General features: G+C 67.8%; 14 protein-coding genes. 12 read left to right on the top strand and 2 right to left on the bottom strand.

Annotated features, from left to right (window positions below; genetic code table 11):
* The first annotated feature begins 87 nt into the window (after nucleotides 1-87).
* From O5O43_RS05825 to O5O43_RS05810, 4 genes are all read left to right on the top strand, one after another.
* Entirely contained in the window at nucleotides 88-2868 is a 2781-nt protein-coding gene (locus O5O43_RS05825; protein WP_271085966.1) for a TSCPD domain-containing protein, read from the top strand.
* A gap of 2 nt (nucleotides 2869-2870) precedes the next feature.
* Nucleotides 2871-3275 carry a thioesterase family protein gene (locus O5O43_RS05820; RefSeq protein WP_271085965.1) on the top strand — a complete coding sequence of 135 codons (405 nt, stop codon included), beginning with the start codon at nucleotides 2871-2873 and terminating at the stop codon, nucleotides 3273-3275.
* A gap of 66 nt (nucleotides 3276-3341) precedes the next feature.
* A complete protein-coding gene (locus O5O43_RS05815; protein ID WP_271086393.1) occupies nucleotides 3342-3827 on the top strand; it encodes a pentapeptide repeat-containing protein in 486 nt (161 codons plus the stop codon).
* A gap of 74 nt (nucleotides 3828-3901) precedes the next feature.
* On the top strand, nucleotides 3902-4804 hold the full coding sequence (locus tag O5O43_RS05810; RefSeq protein ID WP_271085964.1) for a pentapeptide repeat-containing protein: 903 nt from the start codon (nucleotides 3902-3904) through the stop codon (nucleotides 4802-4804).
* Nucleotides 4805-4839: 35 nt separating this feature from the next.
* Here O5O43_RS05810 and aspS read toward each other — a convergent pair whose 3' ends face one another.
* Nucleotides 4840-6678: an aspartate--tRNA ligase gene (aspS, locus tag O5O43_RS05805; RefSeq protein ID WP_271086392.1), complete on the bottom strand. Its 1839-nt coding sequence runs from the start codon at nucleotides 6676-6678 to the stop codon at nucleotides 4840-4842.
* A 389-nt stretch (nucleotides 6679-7067) separates the two neighbouring features.
* Between aspS and O5O43_RS05800 the strand changes: the two genes are divergently transcribed.
* From O5O43_RS05800 to O5O43_RS05785, 4 genes are read left to right on the top strand one after another with little or no spacing between them, the layout of a single operon-like run.
* The gene (locus O5O43_RS05800) at nucleotides 7068-7745 is read left to right on the top strand and encodes a DnaA/Hda family protein (RefSeq protein ID WP_271085963.1); all 678 of its coding nucleotides are present in this window, start codon (nucleotides 7068-7070) and stop codon (nucleotides 7743-7745) included.
* A 47-nt stretch (nucleotides 7746-7792) separates the two neighbouring features.
* Entirely contained in the window at nucleotides 7793-10009 is a 2217-nt protein-coding gene (locus O5O43_RS05795) for an RNA degradosome polyphosphate kinase (RefSeq protein ID WP_271085962.1), read from the top strand.
* Nucleotides 10006-11493 (top strand): Ppx/GppA phosphatase family protein, encoded by a 1488-nt coding sequence (locus tag O5O43_RS05790; protein WP_271085961.1) that lies wholly within the window; start codon nucleotides 10006-10008, stop codon nucleotides 11491-11493. Before O5O43_RS05795 ends, O5O43_RS05790 begins: the two co-directional genes overlap by 4 nt.
* 42 nt (nucleotides 11494-11535) lie before the next feature.
* Entirely contained in the window at nucleotides 11536-11901 is a 366-nt protein-coding gene (locus O5O43_RS05785) for a VOC family protein (protein ID WP_271085960.1), read from the top strand.
* 18 nt (nucleotides 11902-11919) lie between these two features.
* Here the strand turns inward: O5O43_RS05785 and rnd are convergent, their stop codons facing one another.
* Nucleotides 11920-13068, bottom strand: a complete 1149-nt coding sequence (gene rnd, locus O5O43_RS05780) for a ribonuclease D (RefSeq protein WP_271085959.1) — start codon at nucleotides 13066-13068, stop codon at nucleotides 11920-11922.
* A gap of 80 nt (nucleotides 13069-13148) precedes the next feature.
* On the opposite strand from rnd, the gene purM reads away from it, so the two are divergent.
* The 4 genes from purM to O5O43_RS05760 all read left to right on the top strand — a co-directional run bounded on the left by purM (nucleotide 13149) and on the right by O5O43_RS05760 (nucleotide 18534).
* Nucleotides 13149-14180, top strand: a complete 1032-nt coding sequence (gene purM, locus O5O43_RS05775; protein ID WP_271085958.1) for a phosphoribosylformylglycinamidine cyclo-ligase — start codon at nucleotides 13149-13151, stop codon at nucleotides 14178-14180.
* A 240-nt stretch (nucleotides 14181-14420) separates the two neighbouring features.
* Nucleotides 14421-15803, top strand: coding sequence for a M28 family metallopeptidase (locus O5O43_RS05770; protein WP_271085957.1), 1383 nt, complete (start codon nucleotides 14421-14423; stop codon nucleotides 15801-15803).
* Entirely contained in the window at nucleotides 15800-16402 is a 603-nt protein-coding gene (purN, locus tag O5O43_RS05765) for a phosphoribosylglycinamide formyltransferase (protein ID WP_271085956.1), read from the top strand. The genes O5O43_RS05770 and purN overlap by 4 nt, the downstream gene beginning before the upstream one ends.
* Nucleotides 16403-16473: 71 nt before the next feature.
* Nucleotides 16474-18534, top strand: coding sequence for a M13-type metalloendopeptidase (locus O5O43_RS05760; protein WP_271085955.1), 2061 nt, complete (start codon nucleotides 16474-16476; stop codon nucleotides 18532-18534).
* The last annotated feature ends 85 nt before the right edge of the window (nucleotides 18535-18619 follow it).

The following is an 18619-nucleotide window of genomic DNA, read 5'->3' as shown; positions in this document are numbered from 1 at the left end:
GGTAACAGAGAGCGCTAACGCTACATCTATTGCAGGGGGTCGGCCGAGCGCTCTAGGCTACGCAAACGATCCTGTCCGGGCCTGCGAATGCGCTTCACCCCCTTCCTGACCGAACTGGCCGCCTCCGTGGTATGCGAGGCGCGCGAGCTCGAACGAGCCGACCGCGTGGTGCGAGTCATGGCGCCGGTCGGCTGGAGCGACGCCCGCGTCGAGGCCTGGCTCGATTGGTCCGGCGGATCGCCTGACGATTGGCCTCGGTTCGATGGCGTGTCGAACCGGCCCCCGGCCGTCGGGCCGGCCATTCTGGACGGAGCGTTGGACCGTTGGGCCGCCCGCCTCGCCGCCTGGGGCCGCGCCACTGGCGTGTTCAAGTCAGGGGCGGACGCCGAGGTGTTCGCGAGCGAACTGGTCGCCAGCGTGCTTCTGGGGCTGGCGGCGCCGTCGACGGTGCTGATGGAGGGCGCCCGCCCTTGGCCTACGGCGGAGGATCAGACGCGCCCGAGCCGCAATGCGATCGTCTCCGACCTCGCGGACCCGGGCGTGCGGGCGAGGTTCGAGAGCGACACGGCCCGCCGGCGCACCGCCCGCCTCACCGGCCACGCCCTTTCGGGCATGGCGCGAACGCTGGCCGCCGTAAGCAACGCGGTGCGGCGCTGCGAGGGTCCCGCCGCGGTCTGCGGCGATCCGGGCTCCAACCCGGCCTTGGCGCGCGCCGTCCTGGCCGCCCGCCGGGCCGGTGCGGACGACACAGCCATTCTGGATGCGATCGCCGGCCGCCTGTTCTCGGCTCCGGAGCCGGAACCGGTCAGCCAGCCCCGCGTGGTCGTGGTGGCTGACCCTGCGTCGGCCGACGATGCAGCCCTCCTCGCCGCCGCCGACGGTTGTCTGGCCGATGACGCGATCGTCGCCTTCTCGCTGCGTGACGCGGAAGCGGCGGCCGACCTTTCCCTCGCGCCCAGCTGCGCCATCGCCCTGCCCGTGGTGGCCGCCCTGCCCGATCGGGTCGGCGCGCTGGATGGCCTGGCCCGCTTGTGGACGACGGCCCTGGAGATCGAAGTTACCTGCGGCTTCGCTCCGGACGGGGGCCTCGCACGCCGTCGCGAAGCGGTCCGTCCGATCGCCCCGACGCTGGTCGGCGGCCTCGACTGGCTGTTGGCCCAGTCGGACGGCGTGATCGACGAGACCCAGTTCATGGCCGCCTCGGGTCTGTTCGCGGCAGCCGCCTCCCTCGCTTCCAGCGAACTTGCCGAAGGGCTGGGGCCAGCCGCTGACTGGTCGATTACGGGCCACACGGTTCTGATCGCTCTAGAAGTCCGCGAGTCGTGTCTGGCAGCGCTGGACAGCGACCTCGGTCGCGCCGCCGCCCTCCGCACCGCACAGGCCCGCGCCGCAGCCCAAACCTCGGGTCGGCGCCATTCCATCATCGCGACCCAAGCGATCGATGCCGAGCGGGATCTGCGTCTCGGCCTAACCCCTCTCGCTGCGCTCGATCTGTTTCAGAGCAGGGATGGCCGCACCGCCCGCCGCCTGCATCCGGTTCTCGCCTCCGCGATCGCCGCCCAGGGTGGGGATGTCGCCGACGCCGAGCGATGGCTGCTGGGTCGCCGCACGCTCGTCGGCGCCCCCGCCCTCGATCACGACGCCCTCGCCGCACGCGGTTTCACCGATCTGGAACTGGCTGAGGTGGAAATCGCCCTAGCCCAGGTCGAGCGGCTGGAAGACGCCTTCAGCTCGCCCCTGCTCGACGCCGGCTTCATCCGTGACGTCCTGGGGGTCGATCAGGAGACTGCGGCCCGGGGCGGACTGCTGGCTCTCCTCGCGAGACCGGACGAGATCGCGGCGGCCAGCGACTACGTTTTCGGGCGTCGAGACCTGTCCGATTGGCCCGGCGCCCCGATGCAGCTGAAGGCCATCCTCGCCGACTTGGGGGCAGCGGCCGCTACCATCTATCGTGCAGCAGAGCCTTTCAGCGACGTCGCCAACCTGACCTCGATCGAACTGCCCAGCCGGGCGGGCATCGGCGCGGCCATGTCTGTCCTGACTCAAGCCGCCGCCGAAGGCCGCCGCATCCTGCGCCTGTCGCGCCGTCAGGCCTCAGATCAGCCACTGCTCGATCTGCCTGAAGTCGAGACTCTCCGCGGGATGTCCGAACGCGCTCCGGAACCCGCACCCGAGCCTCGCGAGGCGACGACGGAGCGGGTGGTCGAGCGCGTCATCGAACGCGACCGCACTCGCCGCAAGCTGCCTGACCGCCGCAAGGGCTATATCCAGAAGGCGGCTGTGGGCGGCCACAAGGTCTATATCCACACCGGCGAATATGAGGACGGCGAGCTCGGCGAGATCTTCATCGACATGCACAAGGAGGGCGCCGCCTTCCGCAGCCTGATGAACAATTTCGCCATCGCCATCTCTATCGGGCTGCAGTACGGCGTGCCGCTGGACGAGTTCGTGGACGCCTTCCTGCTGACCCGGTTCGAGCCGGCAGGGCGAGTCACCGGGAACGATTCGATCGGATCGGCGACCTCGATTCTGGACTACATCTTCCGCGAGCTGGGCGTGTCCTATCTGGACCGGCACGAGCTGGCGAACGCCGATTCCGACCCGCTGAACGCGGACGGTCTGGGTTCCGGCAAGGCCGATGAACTGGTGCCCGCCGCCCATTTCATCTCCAAGGGCTTCGCCCGCGGCGCGACGCCGGACAACCTCGTCGTCCTGCCCTTCGGCAAGAAAACTGAGCCCAGCGTCGAACGCCCGGCCAAGGGGCAGCCTGACGCCTGCTGCCCCGCCTGTGGCGACTTCACCCTGCAACAGCGTGGCGGGGCCTGGATCTGCGACACCTGTGGGATCGCGCCCCAGATGCGCGGCTGATCGTGGCCGAGGTTTTCACCACCCCTCTGAGGGTGCGCTGGGGTGAAGTCGATGCCCAAGGCGTGGTCTTCAATCCGAACTATTTCGTCTACGCCGATGTCGCAGCGACCGAGTTCTTCCGCGCCGCCGGCGCCATGACCGACACCTATCCCGACATGGGCCAGAGCTATGTCGTGGACGCCCGAGCCAGCTTCAGGGCCTCGGCCCGGTTCGACGATCTGCTGGACATCCAGGTGTCCGTCCCCCGTATCGGGCGGTCGAGCTACGAACTGAGGATCGACATCCGGCGAGACGGGCAACTGCTGACCGAAGTGTCCTTGACCTATGTCCGGGCGCTCGATGGCCGTTCCGAACCGCTGTCGGACGCTTATCGGGACCTGCTTTCGCGGGTCGCGACGTCGGTCTGAGGCGGTTCAGCAATCGTAAGCACCTGTGCGGTAACCATGGCCCACGATCGTCGGAGCATGACCGCCTTGAAACGCCTGATCCTTGCCGCAACCGCCCTGGCCCTGATGGCCGCCCCCGTCTCGGCCCAGAACGCCGGCCAGATCGCCCGCGTCCGCGCCGGCGCGAGCTGTTCGGGCTGCAACCTCTTCCAGGGTGACTTCTCAGGGCTGGAGGCGCGCGGCTTGAACCTGTCAGGGTCACGCTTGCGGCAGGCCGACCTCAGCCTGTCCGTAATGAACCGCACCCGGTTCTCCAACAGCGACCTGCGGGACGTCGAGGCCTATGGCGGCGTCTTCTCCTCGTCGACCTTCAACCGCGCGGACCTGACCAACGCCAGTTTCGTCGGCGCCTTTTTGGAAGGGGCCAGTTTCTCGGGCGCCACCCTGACCGGAGCCAATTTCTCGGGCGCACAACTGGCGCGGGCCACGGGACTGACGCAGAGCCAGCTGAACCGCGCCTGTGGCGACGCCTTCACGACCCTGCCGGGAAGGCTTCGCATTCCCGCCTGCTGAAGACCTCCATCCTTACCGCGATTTAAGTAGGGTTTGCCGCGCTTCGGGGTCATTTAGGGAGCGTGAAACAGACCGTGACCCTCCCCCGTCGCCTCTCCGCCGCCCTGCCGGCGCTCGCGCTCTTCGCCGGGCTGGCGGCGCTCGCGGCTCCTGCGGCCGCAGAGGTCAGCCTCTCGATCCAGGATCGCGACGTGACCCGGATGGTGTCGCTGGGCGGCTCGTGCAACCGCTGCGAACTGTCGGGCCGGAACCTGGCCGGCGCCACCTTCACGGGCGCCAGTTTCATCAGCGCGACCCTGGTCGGGGCGGATCTGCGCGGGGCCGAACTGGTCGGTTCCAACTTCTCGGCCAGCGATTTCAGCCGAGCCAACATGAGCGGGGCCGAGATCAACGGTTCCAACTTCACCGGCGCCAACTTCCGTGACGCCCGACTGGACGGCGCGGAGGCTCAGGGCGCTGTCTTCAGCCGCGCCGACATGACCCGGACCAATCTTTCGGGCGCTGAGCTGGTAGGCGCGAACATGAACTCCGCCAACCTGACCGAGGCCAACCTGTCAGGCGCCGAGCTCTTCGGCACGACCCTGGCCAATGTCAGCGCCCGGGGCGCCAACCTTTCCGGAGCCGAGCTGAACGCCGCCAACATGGCCAGCGGGGACTTCTCGGGAGCCAATTTCTCCAGCGCCGAGCTGGACGGCGCCCGTCTGTCGCGCGCCAGCTTCAGCCGGGCCCGGTTCGACGACGCTTCTCTGCGCCGAACCGATATCCGGGGCGCCGATCTGTCGGGCGCTCGGGGCCTGACCCAGAGCCAGGTGTCCCAGGCCTGCGGCGACGCATCGACCCGCCTGCCAGGCGGCCTCAGTGTCCGCACCTGCGGTTCGCGGGCCATCGTTCAGGCCCCGCGCGCGCCGATCACACCGCCCGCCCCTCCGGCGCCGCCTTCGCCGCGCCGGAATTTCGCCAGCACCGACAACCACTAAGGTTGGCGGCGGGCCGGCCCGCCGCCGGCGCCGCCCTATTTGAGGGGCAGGGCCGTGCGGATGTGGACGTCCTTCAGCTGACGCTCCTGCGCCTCGGTCGGGGCGTTCATCAGCAAATCCTCGCCCTGCTGATTCAGCGGGAAGGCGATGACCTCGCGGATGGCGGTCTCGCCGGCCAGCAGCATGACGATGCGGTCGATGCCGGGGGCCAGACCGCCGTGTGGCGGCGCGCCGTAGCGGAAGGCGTTCAGCATGCCGCCGAACTGCTCCTCGACCACCGACGAATCGTAGCCGGCGATGTTGAAGGCCTTCAGCATGATCTCGGCCTTGTGGTTCCGAATCGCGCCCGAGCACAGCTCATAGCCGTTGCAGACGATGTCGTACTGGTAGGCGCGGATGGTCAGCGGATCCTGGGTCTCCAGGGCTTCCAGACCGCCCTGCGGCATCGAGAAGGGGTTGTGCGAGAAGTCGACCTTCTTCTCTTCCTCGGACCATTCGAACATCGGGAAGTCGACGATCCAGCAGAATTTGAACTGGTTCTCGTCGATCAGCTTCAGCTCCGTGCCGACGCGCGTGCGGGCCAGGCCGGCGAACTTGGCGAAGGCGCTGGGCAGGCCAGCGACGAAGAAGGCCGCGTCGCCCTTGGCGAGGCCCAGCGAGGACATCAAGGCCTCGGTCGGCTCCTGACCCAGGTTCTTGGCGATCGGGCCGCCCCAGGCGTTCTGGTCGTCCGACCAGAAGATGTAGCCGAGGCCCGGCTGGCCTTCGCCTTGCGCCCAGGAATTCATGCGGTCGCAGAAGGCGCGCGAACCGCCGGTCGGGGCCGGGATGGCCCAGACGGCGTTCTTGACGTCGGCGCCCAGGATCTTGGCGAACAGGCCGAAGCCGCCGTCGCGGAAGTGGTCGGAGACGACCTGCATCTTGATCGGATTGCGGGTGTCCGGCTTGTCGGTGCCGTACCAGGCCATCGACTGGGCGAAGGTCAGGCGTTCGAAGCCGGCGTGCTCGAAGCTGTCGCCGAAGTCGTTGGTGAAGGTGTGCTTGCCGTCGATCGGCGACACCGGCAGGCCGTTCGAGAACTCCTCGAACACGCCGTGCATGACGGGCTCGATGGCCGCGAAAACATCCTCCTGCGTGACGAAGCTCATCTCGACGTCGAGCTGGTAGAACTCCAGCGACCGGTCGGCGCGCAGGTCCTCGTCGCGGAAGCATGGGGCGATCTGGAAATAGCGATCAAAGCCCGAGACCATCAGCAACTGCTTGAACTGCTGCGGCGCCTGCGGGAGGGCGTAGAACTTGCCGGGGTGCAGGCGCGACGGCACCAGGAAGTCGCGCGCGCCTTCGGGCGACGATGCCGTCAGGATCGGCGTCTGGTACTCCAGGAAGCCCTGATCGACCATGCGGCGGCGGATCGACGAGATCACCTTGGACCGCAGGACGATGTTCTTGTGCAGACGCTCGCGACGCAGGTCGAGGAAGCGGTTCTGGAGACGGATTTCCTCTGGGTACTCCTGTTCGCCGAAGACCGGCATCGGCAGTTCGGCGGCTTCCGACAGGACTTCGAGGCCGGCGACGCGGACCTCCACCTCGCCGGTGGGCAGAAGGGCGTTCACGGTCGACGGGTCGCGCATGACGGCTTCACCGTCAATCTTGATGACGCTCTCGGCGCGCAGACGCTCGACGATCTCGAAGCCCGGCGTGGAGGGGTGCAGCACCAGCTGGGTGATGCCGTAGTGGTCGCGCAGATCGACGAACAGCAGGCCGCCGAGGTCGCGCTTCCTGTGAACCCAACCCGAAAGACGCACGTTGGCGCCCGCGTCCGAAGACCGGAGGGCGCCGCAGGTGTGGGAGCGATAGGCGTGCATGGGGAAAATCGTCTGAATCGGCCGCAGGACGGCAGGGAATTGGAAGCGGGGTAAGGCGCATCCGCGCCCCTGAAAGTCAAGTTCGGCGGCGGTTTCGCCATGGCCTGGTGGACGCCAAAACACCGTCCATAGCGTCAACTGCGTCTACTGCGTCTACTGCGTCCAGGTGACCCCACGGGTCAGGACAGGACGCTTCAGCCTAAACCCATCTCGCTTCAAGGCGCGTGCTTTGTCGTGCGGACGCCTGTCGGCCTGATCAGCTGCGTCTGCGAGTGCCGAACAGCTTTTTATCTTCGACGTCAGAAGCGGTCGCAGCGGTCCACAGGACGGGATCGTCTGTCCACGTCGCATCGCAATCCCGTATCAGGACAATCCGGTCGATCTGCTATGATCCGCCCATGTCGGCGCCCCGCCCCCTTCGCGAACAACTCAGGCTGCCCCTGACCCGGGAGACGCCGCACGCCGCCACGACCTTCGTACGCTCTCCGTCTAACGCCTTCGCCTTCGACGCACTTGCAGCCTGGCCGGACAGCGCGGGCCAGGTCATGGCCATCTGCGGCCCCGCCGGCTGCGGCAAGAGCCATCTGGCCGCTCTCTGGGCCGAGCGGGTCGGCGCAATTCCCCTGAACGGCGCCGAGGCGGCCCTGGCGGATCTGTCGGAACTGGAAGGCCGCCCCGTCCTCCTCGACATCGCCCAGGACGCCGACGACGAGACTCTGTTTCACCTGATCAACCTGGCCCATCAGGACGGCGGCGCTCTGCTGATGGTCTCCCGTCCATCCCCGCGTCGCTGGGACGTCGCGGTGCCCGACCTGCGCTCACGCCTCGACGCCGTTCGGGTCGTAGCGATGGAGGCGCCGGACGACGCGGTCCTGTCTGCCATCCTGCGCGCCCGCTTCGCAGAGCGCAGCATTACGCCAGGCGACGGGGTGATCGACTATCTGGTTCTGAGAATCGACCGCTCCGCCGCCGCCGCCGCCAGCGTCGTGGAGCGCCTTGACGCCGAGCACCGGCCCGTGACCCGAAGCCTCGCGCGGCAGGTTCTCGGCGCCAGCGACGATCTGTTCGACGAGTAAGCCGGATCGCGCTTGCAGCCGTAACAATCGCGCCTCACAACCGGCTTATGTCCGACGCCGCCATCGCCGACGCCACCCACGGAGAGGACCTGCCGTCCTCCCATGCGCCCCAGCTGCATCTGGACGAGGATCTGATGGTCTCGCCCACGCGGTTCTTCAATCGTGAGATCAGCTGGCTGGCCTTCAACGCCCGGGTTCTGGAAGAGGCGGCGAACCCCAGCCACCCTCTGCTGGAGCGCCTTCGGTTCCTGTCCATCTCGGCCAATAACCTGGACGAGTTCTTCATGACCCGCGTGGCTGGTCTGAAGGGGCAGGTTCGCGAGCGGGTGCGGGTGCTGTCGGCCGACGGCCTGACCGCCGCCGAGCAGCTGGAAAAGGTCAACATCGCCGCCAACGAGCTGATGACCGAACAGCAGGAGCGCTGGCGTCAACTGCGTCGCGAACTGGTCGGGGCCGGGATTGAGGTCGTCCACGCGGCCAAGATCACCAAGACGGACAAGGAACGGCTGGAGCCCGAGTTCCTGAACCAGCTGTTCGCCGTGCTGACGCCCCTGGCCATCGATCCGGCCCACCCCTTCCCCTTCCTGCCCAACCTCGGCTTCTCTCTGGCGCTAAAGCTGCGTCGGCAGAGAGACAACAAGACCCTCTATGCCCTGGTGCCCGTGCCGACCCAGGTGCGCCGCTTCTGGGAGCTGACTGGCGACGGCCGCTCGGTGAAGGGCCGGCGGCGCTTCATCTCGCTCGAGAACGTGTTGCTGCTGTTCATCGAACACCTCTTCCCCGGCCACGAGGTGCTTGAGAAGGGCGTGCTGCGCCTGATCCGGGATTCGGACATCGAGATCGAGGAAGAGGCCGAAGACCTCGTCCTGGAGTTCGAGGAGGCGTTGAAGCAGCGCCGTCTGGGCTCGGTCGTACGGGTGAAGATCGAGGCCTCCATGCCGGCCGATCTGCGCGACTTCATCGTCGGGGAGCTGGAGGCCGCGCCGCAGGACGTGGTTCTGGTCGACGGCATGCTGGGTCTGGCCCAGCTGTCGGAACTGATCCCCTCGGGCCATCCAGACCTGAAATTCCCCGGCTATGAGCCCCGCTACCCGGAACGGGTGCGCGATCAGGGCGGGGATGTCTTCGCGGCCGTCCGCGAGAAGGACATCCTGATCCACCACCCGTTCGAGAGCTTCGACGTGGTGGTGCAGTTCCTGCGTCAGGCGGCGCGCGATCCGAACGTCATCGCCATCAAGCAGACCCTCTATCGCACATCCAAGGACAGCCCGATCGTGGCCGCCCTCATCGAGGCGGCCGAGAACGGCAAGAACGTCGTCGCCCTGGTCGAGATCAAGGCCCGGTTCGATGAAGAGGCCAATCTGCGCTGGGCCCGCGCCATGGAGCGGGCCGGCGTCCATGTCGTCTTCGGCTTCGTCGAATACAAGACCCACGCCAAGCTCAGCGTCGTCGTGCGCCGCGAGGGTGATGGCCTGAAGACCTACTGCCACTTCGGCACGGGCAACTATCACCCGATCACGGCCAAGGTTTACACCGACCTCAGCCTATTCAGCTCGGACCCGATCCTGGCGCGGGATGCGTCGCGCGTGTTCAACTACATCACCGGCTATGCCCAGCCGGAAGATCTGGAGGCGCTGGTCGTCTCGCCGCTGAACATGAAGTCGACGCTGATCGAGCTGATCGGCAAGGAGATGCAGGCGGCGGCAAAGGGCAAGCCGGCGGCGATCTGGGTGAAGCTGAACGCCCTGGTGGATCCCGAGATTATCGACGCCCTGTACCGCGCCAGTCAGTGGGGCGTGCGGATCGAACTGGTCGTGCGCGGCATCTGCTGCCTGCGGCCCGGCGTGCCCGGCCTGTCGGAGAACATCCGGGTGAAGTCGATCGTGGGCCGTTTCCTGGAGCATAGCCGGATCATCTGTTTCGCCAACGGCAAGGAACTGCCGCACGACCGTGCCAAGGTGTTCATCTCCTCGGCCGACTGGATGACGCGCAACCTGAACCGCCGAGTCGAGATCATGACGCCGGTCTTCAACGCCACGGTCCACGACCAGGTGCTGGATCAGATCATGGTCGCCAACCTGAAGGACGACGCCCAGAGCTGGACCCTGGGCGCCGACGGCGGCTACACCCGCGTCAGGCACACGGGCGCCGGTGAGCCCTTCTCCGCCCACCAGTATTTCATGACCAACCCCAGCCTGTCGGGCCGAGGTCGCAAGGTGAAGACCTTGCCCGGTCGCCTGCGCTACGATCGGCCCGGTAAGTGAACGAACTCTACGCGACGCCGCGCGAGGCGGCCGTCATCGACGTCGGCTCCAACTCGGTCCGCATGGTGCTGTACCGGCTGGAAGGCCGGGCGATCTGGACGGTGTTCAACGAGAAGGTGCTGGCGGGTCTCGGCCGCGACCTGCCCCAGACCGGCCGCCTGTCGCCCCAAGGGGTGGAGATGGCGATGATCGCACTGCGCCGCTTCGCCGCCGTACTGGAGGGCGTGCGCCCCGCCTATACCTTCGTCGCGGCCACCGCCGCGGTGCGGGAGGCCGAGGACGGACCTGATTTCTGTGGTCGGGTCGCTGCCGAAACCGGCCTGCATGTTCGCGTCCTGACCGGCGAGGAGGAGGCGAAGTACGCAGCGCTCGGCGTCCTGGCGGGTGAGCCGCGCTCCAAGGGCGTCGCGGCCGACATGGGCGGATCCAGCCTGGAACTGATCAAGATCGGCGACGGCGCGGCCGCGCCCGGCGTGACCCTGCCGCTCGGACCTTTCAGCCTGGCCGATCCCAAGGGGTTCGACGCCGGCCGCCTGCGGGCCACGATCGCCCAGCGGCTGAAGCCTGCAGCGAAGAAATTCGCCACGAAGGACCTGCATGCCGTGGGCGGCGGCTGGCGCTCTCTGGCGCAGCTGCATATGGCGATGAGCGACTACCCGCTGCATATCGTCCACCAGTATGCCATGAGCGCCGACGATGCGCGGGCCGTGACGCGGCTGGTGGCGCAGCAGTCGCGGGCCTCGCTGGACCGGCTGCCCGGGGTGTCGAAGCGCCGGGCGGAGACGTTGCCGTATGCCGCCCTGGTGCTGGAGGGGCTGATCGACGCCCTGGGCCTGAAGACCATCAGCTTTTCCGCCTGGGGCCTGCGCGAAGGTCTGCTCTACGAAAAGCTGGACGAGGACGAGGCGCCCGCCGATCCGCTCATCGCGGGCGCGGCGGCGCTGGGCGCGCGTCAGGGGATTTCTCCGGCCATGCCTGCGGCTCTGAACGCCTGGCTGGACGACGTCATCGCCGCCCTGCCCGTGGCGTTCGGAAAGAGCCGGGACCTCGTGCTGGCTGCGGCCGCCTGCCGGCTGGCCGACCTGGGCGCCCGTCTGCATCCCGATCATCGCCTGGAGCTGGTGTTCGACCAGGTCCTGCGCGCGCCCATCCCGGGCCAGACGCATCCGGAGCGGGTCTGGCTGGCCTGCGCCCTGAACGCCCGCTACGGCGGCGGGGCGTCGACGCCGGCGCCCGAGGCCGTGGATCGGCTGCTCAGCGACGACGCCCGCGCCGGCGCCCGCGCGCTCGGTCTGGCCATGCGACTGGGCTGCGACCTTTCGGGCCGGTCGCCGCAGCTCCTGGCCAACGCCAAGGTGACGGTGAAGGGCGGCGCTCTGAAGCTGACCGCGTCCGACGGTTATGCCGACGTCCTCCTGGGCGAACAGACGCGGCGGCGGGCCAAGGCGCTGGCCGAGTCCATGGGGCTCAAGCTGGAAATCTGACGCGAGCCGGCCCATCGTGGGCGCAATGACAGGGAGGCGACCATGGCTGTGACCGGAATCGGCGGATTCTTCTTCCGGGCCAAAGACCCCAAGGCCCTTGCGGCCTGGTATCTGGAGCATCTCGGCGTCGGCGCGCCTGAGGGGCAGTTCGTCTGGGACCAGCAGGCGGGCCCGACGGTGTTCGCGCCGTTCAAGGCCGACACCGACTATTTCGCCGCCGACAAGGCCTTCATGCTGAACCTGCGCGTCGACGACCTGGAGGGGCTGAAGGCCAGCCTCGCCGCCGCCGGGATCGAGGTCATCACCAAGCCCGAATGGGACACCATGCCCGAGGTTGGCCAGTTCGCCCGCATCCACGACCCCGAGGGCAACCCCATCGAGCTGTGGCAGCCGGCCTCGCAAGCGTAAGGTCGGGGGGACTGACGCCTATTCGATCTCGACGACCTCGACGCGAGCGCCGTTCAGGACCAGGGCGATCTCGCCGCGTTTAAGCTTGAGCGCGTCCTCGCCGAACAGCTGACGCCTCCAGCCGGTCAGGGCCTCGACCTTCGCGTTGTCGTCGACGGCGATCTTTTCGAGGTCCGCGACGTTGGCGATCAGCTTGGACGCCACGCCGGCGTTGTCGCTCTTGGCCTTGAGCAGGACCTTCAACAGTTCCACGACCGACGGCGGGGCCGGCTGGTTGTGGGCCGGACGGTCCATCTTCGGAGCGTGAGCCTCGGGGTCCGCCATCACCCGCTTCAGTTCTTCGGTGAGTTCCAGACCCAGGCGCGAGCCGCCGAAGCCCTTGGGCACCGAACGCAGGCGGTTGAAGGCCTCGACGTCGGTCGGCGTCTGGGTCGCGATCTCGTCGATCGCCTCGTCCTTCAGGATGCGGCCGCGCGGCTGGTCCCGTTCCTGGGCGGCGCGCTCGCGCCATACCGCCGTCGCCTTGAAGGCCGCGAGGTATTTCGCATTGTACTTCTTGGGCTTCAGACGCTTCCAGGCCTTTTCCGGGTCGGTGTCGTAAAGGTCCGGATCAACCAGCCCCTCCATCTCGGTCTGAACCCAGTCCAGGCGGCCGTCCTTGGCCAGGCGATCGCGCAGTTTCGGATACAGGGCCGCCAGGTGGGTCACGTCTCCGATGGCGTAGTGCAGTTGGGCGTCCGATAAGGGGCGGCGCGACCAGTCGGTGAAGCGGCTCCCCTTGTCGAGATCGATGCGCAGCATCTGGCGGACCAGCGAATCATAGGCGACCTGATCGCCGAACCCGGCGGCCATGGCGGCCACCTGGGTGTCGAACATCGGCTTGGGCATGGCGCCCAGCTTGACGAAGATTTCGGTGTCCTGACGCGCGGCGTGGAAGACCTTCACGATCTTCGGATCGCGCAGGATGTCGAGGAAGGGCGTCAGATCCAGACCTTCGGCCTGCGGATCGATGATGGCCTCATGCTCGGGCGTAGCCGCCTGGATCAGGCACAGTTTCGGCCAGTAGGTGGTCTCGCGCATGAACTCGGTGTCCACGGCGATGAAGGGGGCGTTCGCGACGGCGGCGCAAAACTGGACCAGCGCGTCATTGGTGGTGATCGGCGTCATTCGGATGCTATAGCCCCCCGCGACGCGGTCGTGGCAAGAGGCACGGCCTTTTTTCCGCACCGATTCCAGGCCCGTTTGCGATGAGCGACCCCAAAGACACCGTGCCGAACGGCCTGACCTATGCCGACGCGGGCGTGGATATCGACGCCGGCGACATGCTGATCGAGCACATCAAGCCGCTGGCCAAGTCCACCGCACGTCCGGGTTCGGAGCCGTCGCTGGGCGGATTCGGCGCCCTGTTCGACCTGAAGGCGGCAGGATTCGTCGATCCGCTCATCGTCTCGACGACGGACGGTGTCGGCACCAAGCTGAAGATCGCCATCGAGACGGGCCGTCACGACGGCGTCGGCATCGATCTGGTGGCCATGTGCGTCAACGACCTGCTGGCCCAGGGCGCCGAACCCCTGCTGTTCCTCGACTACTATGCGACCGGCAAGCTGGAGATCGACGCCGCACGCCGGGTCGTGTCGGGCATCGCCGAGGGCTGCCGCATGGCGGGCGCGGCGCTCGTCGGCGGCGAGACGGCCGAGATGCCGGGCATGTATTCGGGCGGCGACTACGATCTGGCCGGCTTCTCGCTGGGCGCGGTGGAACGGGGCCATGCCCTGCCCCGTCTGGACCTGCAGAATACGGGCGACCTGATCATCGGCCTGGCGTCCTCGGGCCCGCACTCGAACGGCTACTCCCTGATCCGCAAGGTGGTGGAGCGCTCGGGTCTGGCCTGGGGCGACGATGCGCCGTTCGCGCGCGACCGGACCCTGGCCCAAGCCCTGATGGAGCCGACGCGAATCTACATCAAGTCGGTCCTGCCGCTGATGAAGGCCGGCCTGGTCAAGGGCGCGGCCCATATCACGGGCGGCGGCCTGATCGAGAACCCGCCGCGCTGCATCGCCGAGGGTCTGACCGCCGAGTTCGACTGGGAGGCGTGGCCCATGCCGCCGGTGTTCGAGTGGCTGGCCGAGACGGGCGGCATTTCGGAGCACGAGATGCGCCGTACGTTCAACTGCGGAGTGGGCTTCATCCTGATCGTTGCCCCGGACCATGCGGAAGACGTGCTGGCGGGCCTGCTGGAAGCCGGTGAAGCGGCGTTCGTGTGCGGGCAGCTCGTTTAAGCCCCCTCTCCCGGCGGGAGAGGGATTGAGCGCCTGAGAGCGTCAGCGATCCGTCTTGCGCGAAAGGGTGAGGGGTCGGCCTGTCAGTCGGCGTGAGCCATCGCATGGTCACGGCTTCGCCGACTTTGATGGAAGCCCCTCACTCTTTCGGCTTCGCGCATCGCTTCGCTCTGCGAGCCTCAAGCCCTCTCCCGCCGGGAGAGAGAAGGCGTTAGGTTGCTGCGTTCAACGGAGTCGCCCATGCGTCTGATCGCCCTTGCCGCCCTGCTAGCCCTGCCCGGCGTCACTCACGCCCAGACCTCCGCCTCCGCCGAACAGCCCTTGCTGCACGAGGTCGTGTCTCAGGTTCAGGCCGGCCGCATGCACGCCGACATCACCGCCCTGGTCGGCTTCGGCACCCGCCACACCCTGTCGGAGACCCAGTCCGAGACGCGCGGCATCGGCGCCGCCCGCCGCTGGACCGAGCGGGAGTTCCGTCGCATCGGAGCCGAGTGTGGCGACTGCCTCGAGATCGCCCTGCCCGCCGACACGGTGACCGGTCCCCGCGTCCCGACGCCGACAGAGGTGGTGGACGTTCTGGCCATCCAGCGCGGGACCGGCGATCCGAACCGGGTCATCGTCATCTCCGGCCACATCGACAGCCGCGTCACCGATGTGATGAACTTCACCGCCGACGCCCCCGGCGCCAATGACGATGCGTCGGGCGTCGCCGCCGTGCTGGAGGCCGCGCGCGTCCTGTCGAAGCACCGCTTCGACGCCACCCTGGTCTACGCCGTCCTGTCGGGCGAGGAGCAGGGTTTGCTCGGCGGCAAGATCCTCGCCGACTACGCCAAGACTCAAGGCTGGGTCGTCGAGGCCAATCTGAACAACGACATCGTCGGCAACTCAGAGGGTCAGTCGGGCGTGCGCGACACCACCCGCGTCCGGGTCTTCTCCGAAGGCACCAAAACGGTGGAGACGGCGCTTCAGGCCGATCGCCGTCGCTACAATGGCGGCGAAGTCGACTCGTCTTCGCGCAACCTCGCCCGCTTCGTGGACGGTATCGCAGACCGCTACCTGGCGAATTTTGACGTGGACATGATCTATCGCACCGACCGCTTCGGCCGCGGCGGCGATCAGGTGGAGATGCTCCGCGCCGGCTTCCCCGCCGTCCGCATCTCCGAGGGCGCCGAGAACTACGACCGCCAGCACCAGGATCTGCGCACCGAGAACGGCGTCGAGTACGGCGACACCATCGAGGGCGTGGATTTCGACTATCTGGCCCAGGTCGCGCGGCTGAACATCGCCACCATGGCGGCCCTGGCCAACGCGCCGATGGTCCCGGCGGACGTGACCATCGAAGGCGCGGTCAAGCCGGACACGACACTCCGCTGGTCCGCCGTGCCCGGCGCGGCCGGGTATCGCGTCTGGTGGCGGTCGACCACGGCGCCGCAGTGGACCTTCAACCGCAACGCTGGGACAGCGACGTCGCTGGTCCTGACCGGCATTCCGATCGACGACTATTTCTTCGGCGTCTCAGCCATTTCCGACGACGGATACGAGAGCCCGGTCGTCTATCCGGGTGCGGCCGGCGCTTTCGTGTCGGTCGGCGATCCGGGCCCGGCCGCTACCCCCGCCCGATGAGCGAGACCCCGGGCCGCGTCCGCGTGGCCGTGCTGATCTCCGGCGCCGGGTCGAACATGGCGGCGCTGATCGACGCCGGTCAGGCGGCCGATGCGCCGTTCGAGGTGGTCCTGGTCCTGTCCAACGATCCCGAGGCCGGAGGATTGGCGGTCGCTCGCGCCAAGGGCGTGGCCACGGCGGCGGTAGACCACAAGCCTTTCGGCAAGGATCGCACCGCGCATGAGGCCGCGATTCAGGCCGAACTCGACGCCGCCGGGGCCGAGGTCATCGCCTTGGCCGGCTATATGCGGCTGCTGACGCCCTTTCTCGTCAACCGCTGGGAAGGCCGGATGCTGAACATCCACCCCAGTCTGCTGCCGAAATACCCCGGCCTCGACACCCACGCCCGGGCGCTGGCGGCCGGAGACGTCGAAGCGGGCTGCACCGTCCATCTGGTGACCGAGGGCGTGGACGAAGGGCCCGTGCTCGATCAGGCGACTGTGCCCGTGGTGGACGGCGACACGGCCCGGACCCTGGCCCAGCGGGTGCTCAACGCCGAACACGCCCTCTACCCCCGCGCGCTCACCGACTTCTGCCGAACGCGGATTAGAAGTTTGTAATCATCGCGATTCATCCGCGACACGGCGACGCGGCGGAGTCAGTGTCCGGCGAAATTGCACCGGGAAACCCCATGTCCAGAATCCGCCTCATGGCGTGCGCCGCCGGCGCCGTCCTCCTCATCGCCTCGCCCGTGCTGGCCCAGACCCAGCCCCTGCCCGTCGAAATCCCGTCCGAGGACCAGGCCGAGATCGGCGTCTTCGGCTTCGACCTGAACGGCATGGACACCTCGGTCGCGCCCGGCGCCGACTTCAACCGCTACGCCAACGGCGGTTGGCTGGCCAACACGCCGATCCCGGCGGACAAGGCCTCGTACGGCATGTTCACCGTCCTGCGGGACCGGTCGGACGCCAACCTGCGCGAGATCATCGAACAGAGCGCCGCCAACCCGACCTCAGGCCCCGACGCCGGCCGCATCGGCTCGATGTACTCCAGCTTCCTGGACGAAGCGGCCGTGAACCGCATGGGCGCCTCGCCGCTCGAGGCCGATCTCGCCGCCGTCCGCGCCGCCGACACCCGTGAAGAGCTGGCCACCCTGATGGGCCGCACCCAGTACGGCTTCGGCTCCAGCCTGTTCGGCGTGCAGACCTTCGAGGATCTGCAGGACCCGAACAAGATTTCGGCCTATGTGGTCCAGAGCGGCCTCGGCATGCCCGACCGCGACTACTATCTGGAAGACAGCTTCGCGACCCAGAAGGCCGCCTATCGGACCTATGTAGAACAGGCCCTGACGCTGGCCGGCTGGCATGATCCGGCCGCCTCGGCCGACGCCATCCTGGCCTTCGAGACCGCCATCGCGCAGCAGCACTGGACCCAGGTCCAGAACCGCCAGATCGACAAGATCTACAACCCGACGACCGTCGCCGGCCTGATGACCGACGCGCCCGGCTTCGACTGGGCCGCCTGGGCCACCGCCGCCGGCGTGGGCACGGAGCGCACCCTGATCGCGGCCAACAACACCGCATTCCCCGGCATGGCGCGCGTCTTCGCCGAGACCCCGATATCGACCCTGCAGTCGTGGGCCGCCTTCCACGTCATCGATCAGGCCGGTCCGTATCTGTCGGACGCCTTCGTCCAGAACCGCTTCAACTTCTACGGCAAGACCCTGAGCGGCCAGCAGGAGATCCAGCCTCGGTGGAAGCGCGGCGTGGCCCTGGTCGAGAGCGCCCTCGGGGAATCGCTGGGCCGCGAATATGTCGCCCGTCACTTCCCGGCCGAATCCAAGGCCCAGATGGAACAGTTGGTCGCCAACCTGCGCGCCGCCATGGCGGTCCGGATCCAGAACCTCGACTGGATGAGCGACGCGACCAAGGAGCAGGCGCTCTACAAGCTCAGCCATTTCGGGGTGAAGATCGGCTATCCCGACGAATGGCGGTCCTACGACGGGCTGAACCTTGTCGCGGGCGACCTGTACGGCAACGTCGAGCGTTCGGCCGCCTTCGAGTGGGAGTTCAACCTCGCCAAGCTGGACCGGCCCGTGAACCCGCTGGAATGGGGCATGACCCCTCAGACGGTAAACGCCTACTACAACCCGCCGCGCAACGAGATCGTCTTCCCGGCCGCCATCCTGCAAGCGCCCTTCTTCGACCCGCGCGCCGACCCGGCGATCAACTACGGCGGCATCGGCGCCGTCATCGGCCACGAGATCACCCACGGCTTCGACGATCAGGGTCGCAAGACCGACGGCGACGGCGTGCTGCGCGACTGGTGGACCCCGGAAGACGCCGCCAAGTTCGAGGAGCGGGCTGCGGTGCTCGGCGCGCAGTATTCGGCGCTCAGTCCCGTCGAGGGCGCGAACGTCAACGGCGACCTGACCATGGGCGAGAACATCGCCGACCTGGGCGGTCTGCTGATGGCGCTGGACGCCTATCACATGTCGCTGAACGGCCAGCCGGCCCCGGTGCTGAACGGCCTGACCGGCGACCAGCGCGTCTTCCTGGGCTGGGCCCAGGTCTGGCGCACCAATGCGCGTGAGGCGGCCCTGCGCCAGCAGGTCACGACCGACCCGCACTCGCCCGGCATGTACCGCGCGGCGGTCTCACCCCGGAACATCGACGCCTGGTACGAGGCCTTCGGCGTCAAACCCGGCGACGAACAGTATCTGGCCCCCGAAGCCCGGGCGCGAATTTGGTAGAACAAAAGGCCCCGGAGCGATCCGGGGCCTTTCTTTAGTGGGCTACCGCTCGGCTCGCGGAGCCTCGCTGCTTGAGCCCAAACGG

The organism is Brevundimonas sp. NIBR11 (assembly GCF_027912535.1).
In the GTDB taxonomy this organism is placed as follows: Bacteria; Pseudomonadota; Alphaproteobacteria; order Caulobacterales; family Caulobacteraceae; genus Brevundimonas.
Note: the sequence above shows the minus strand (reverse complement) of the source record. Positions and strands in the feature narration are given on the sequence as shown.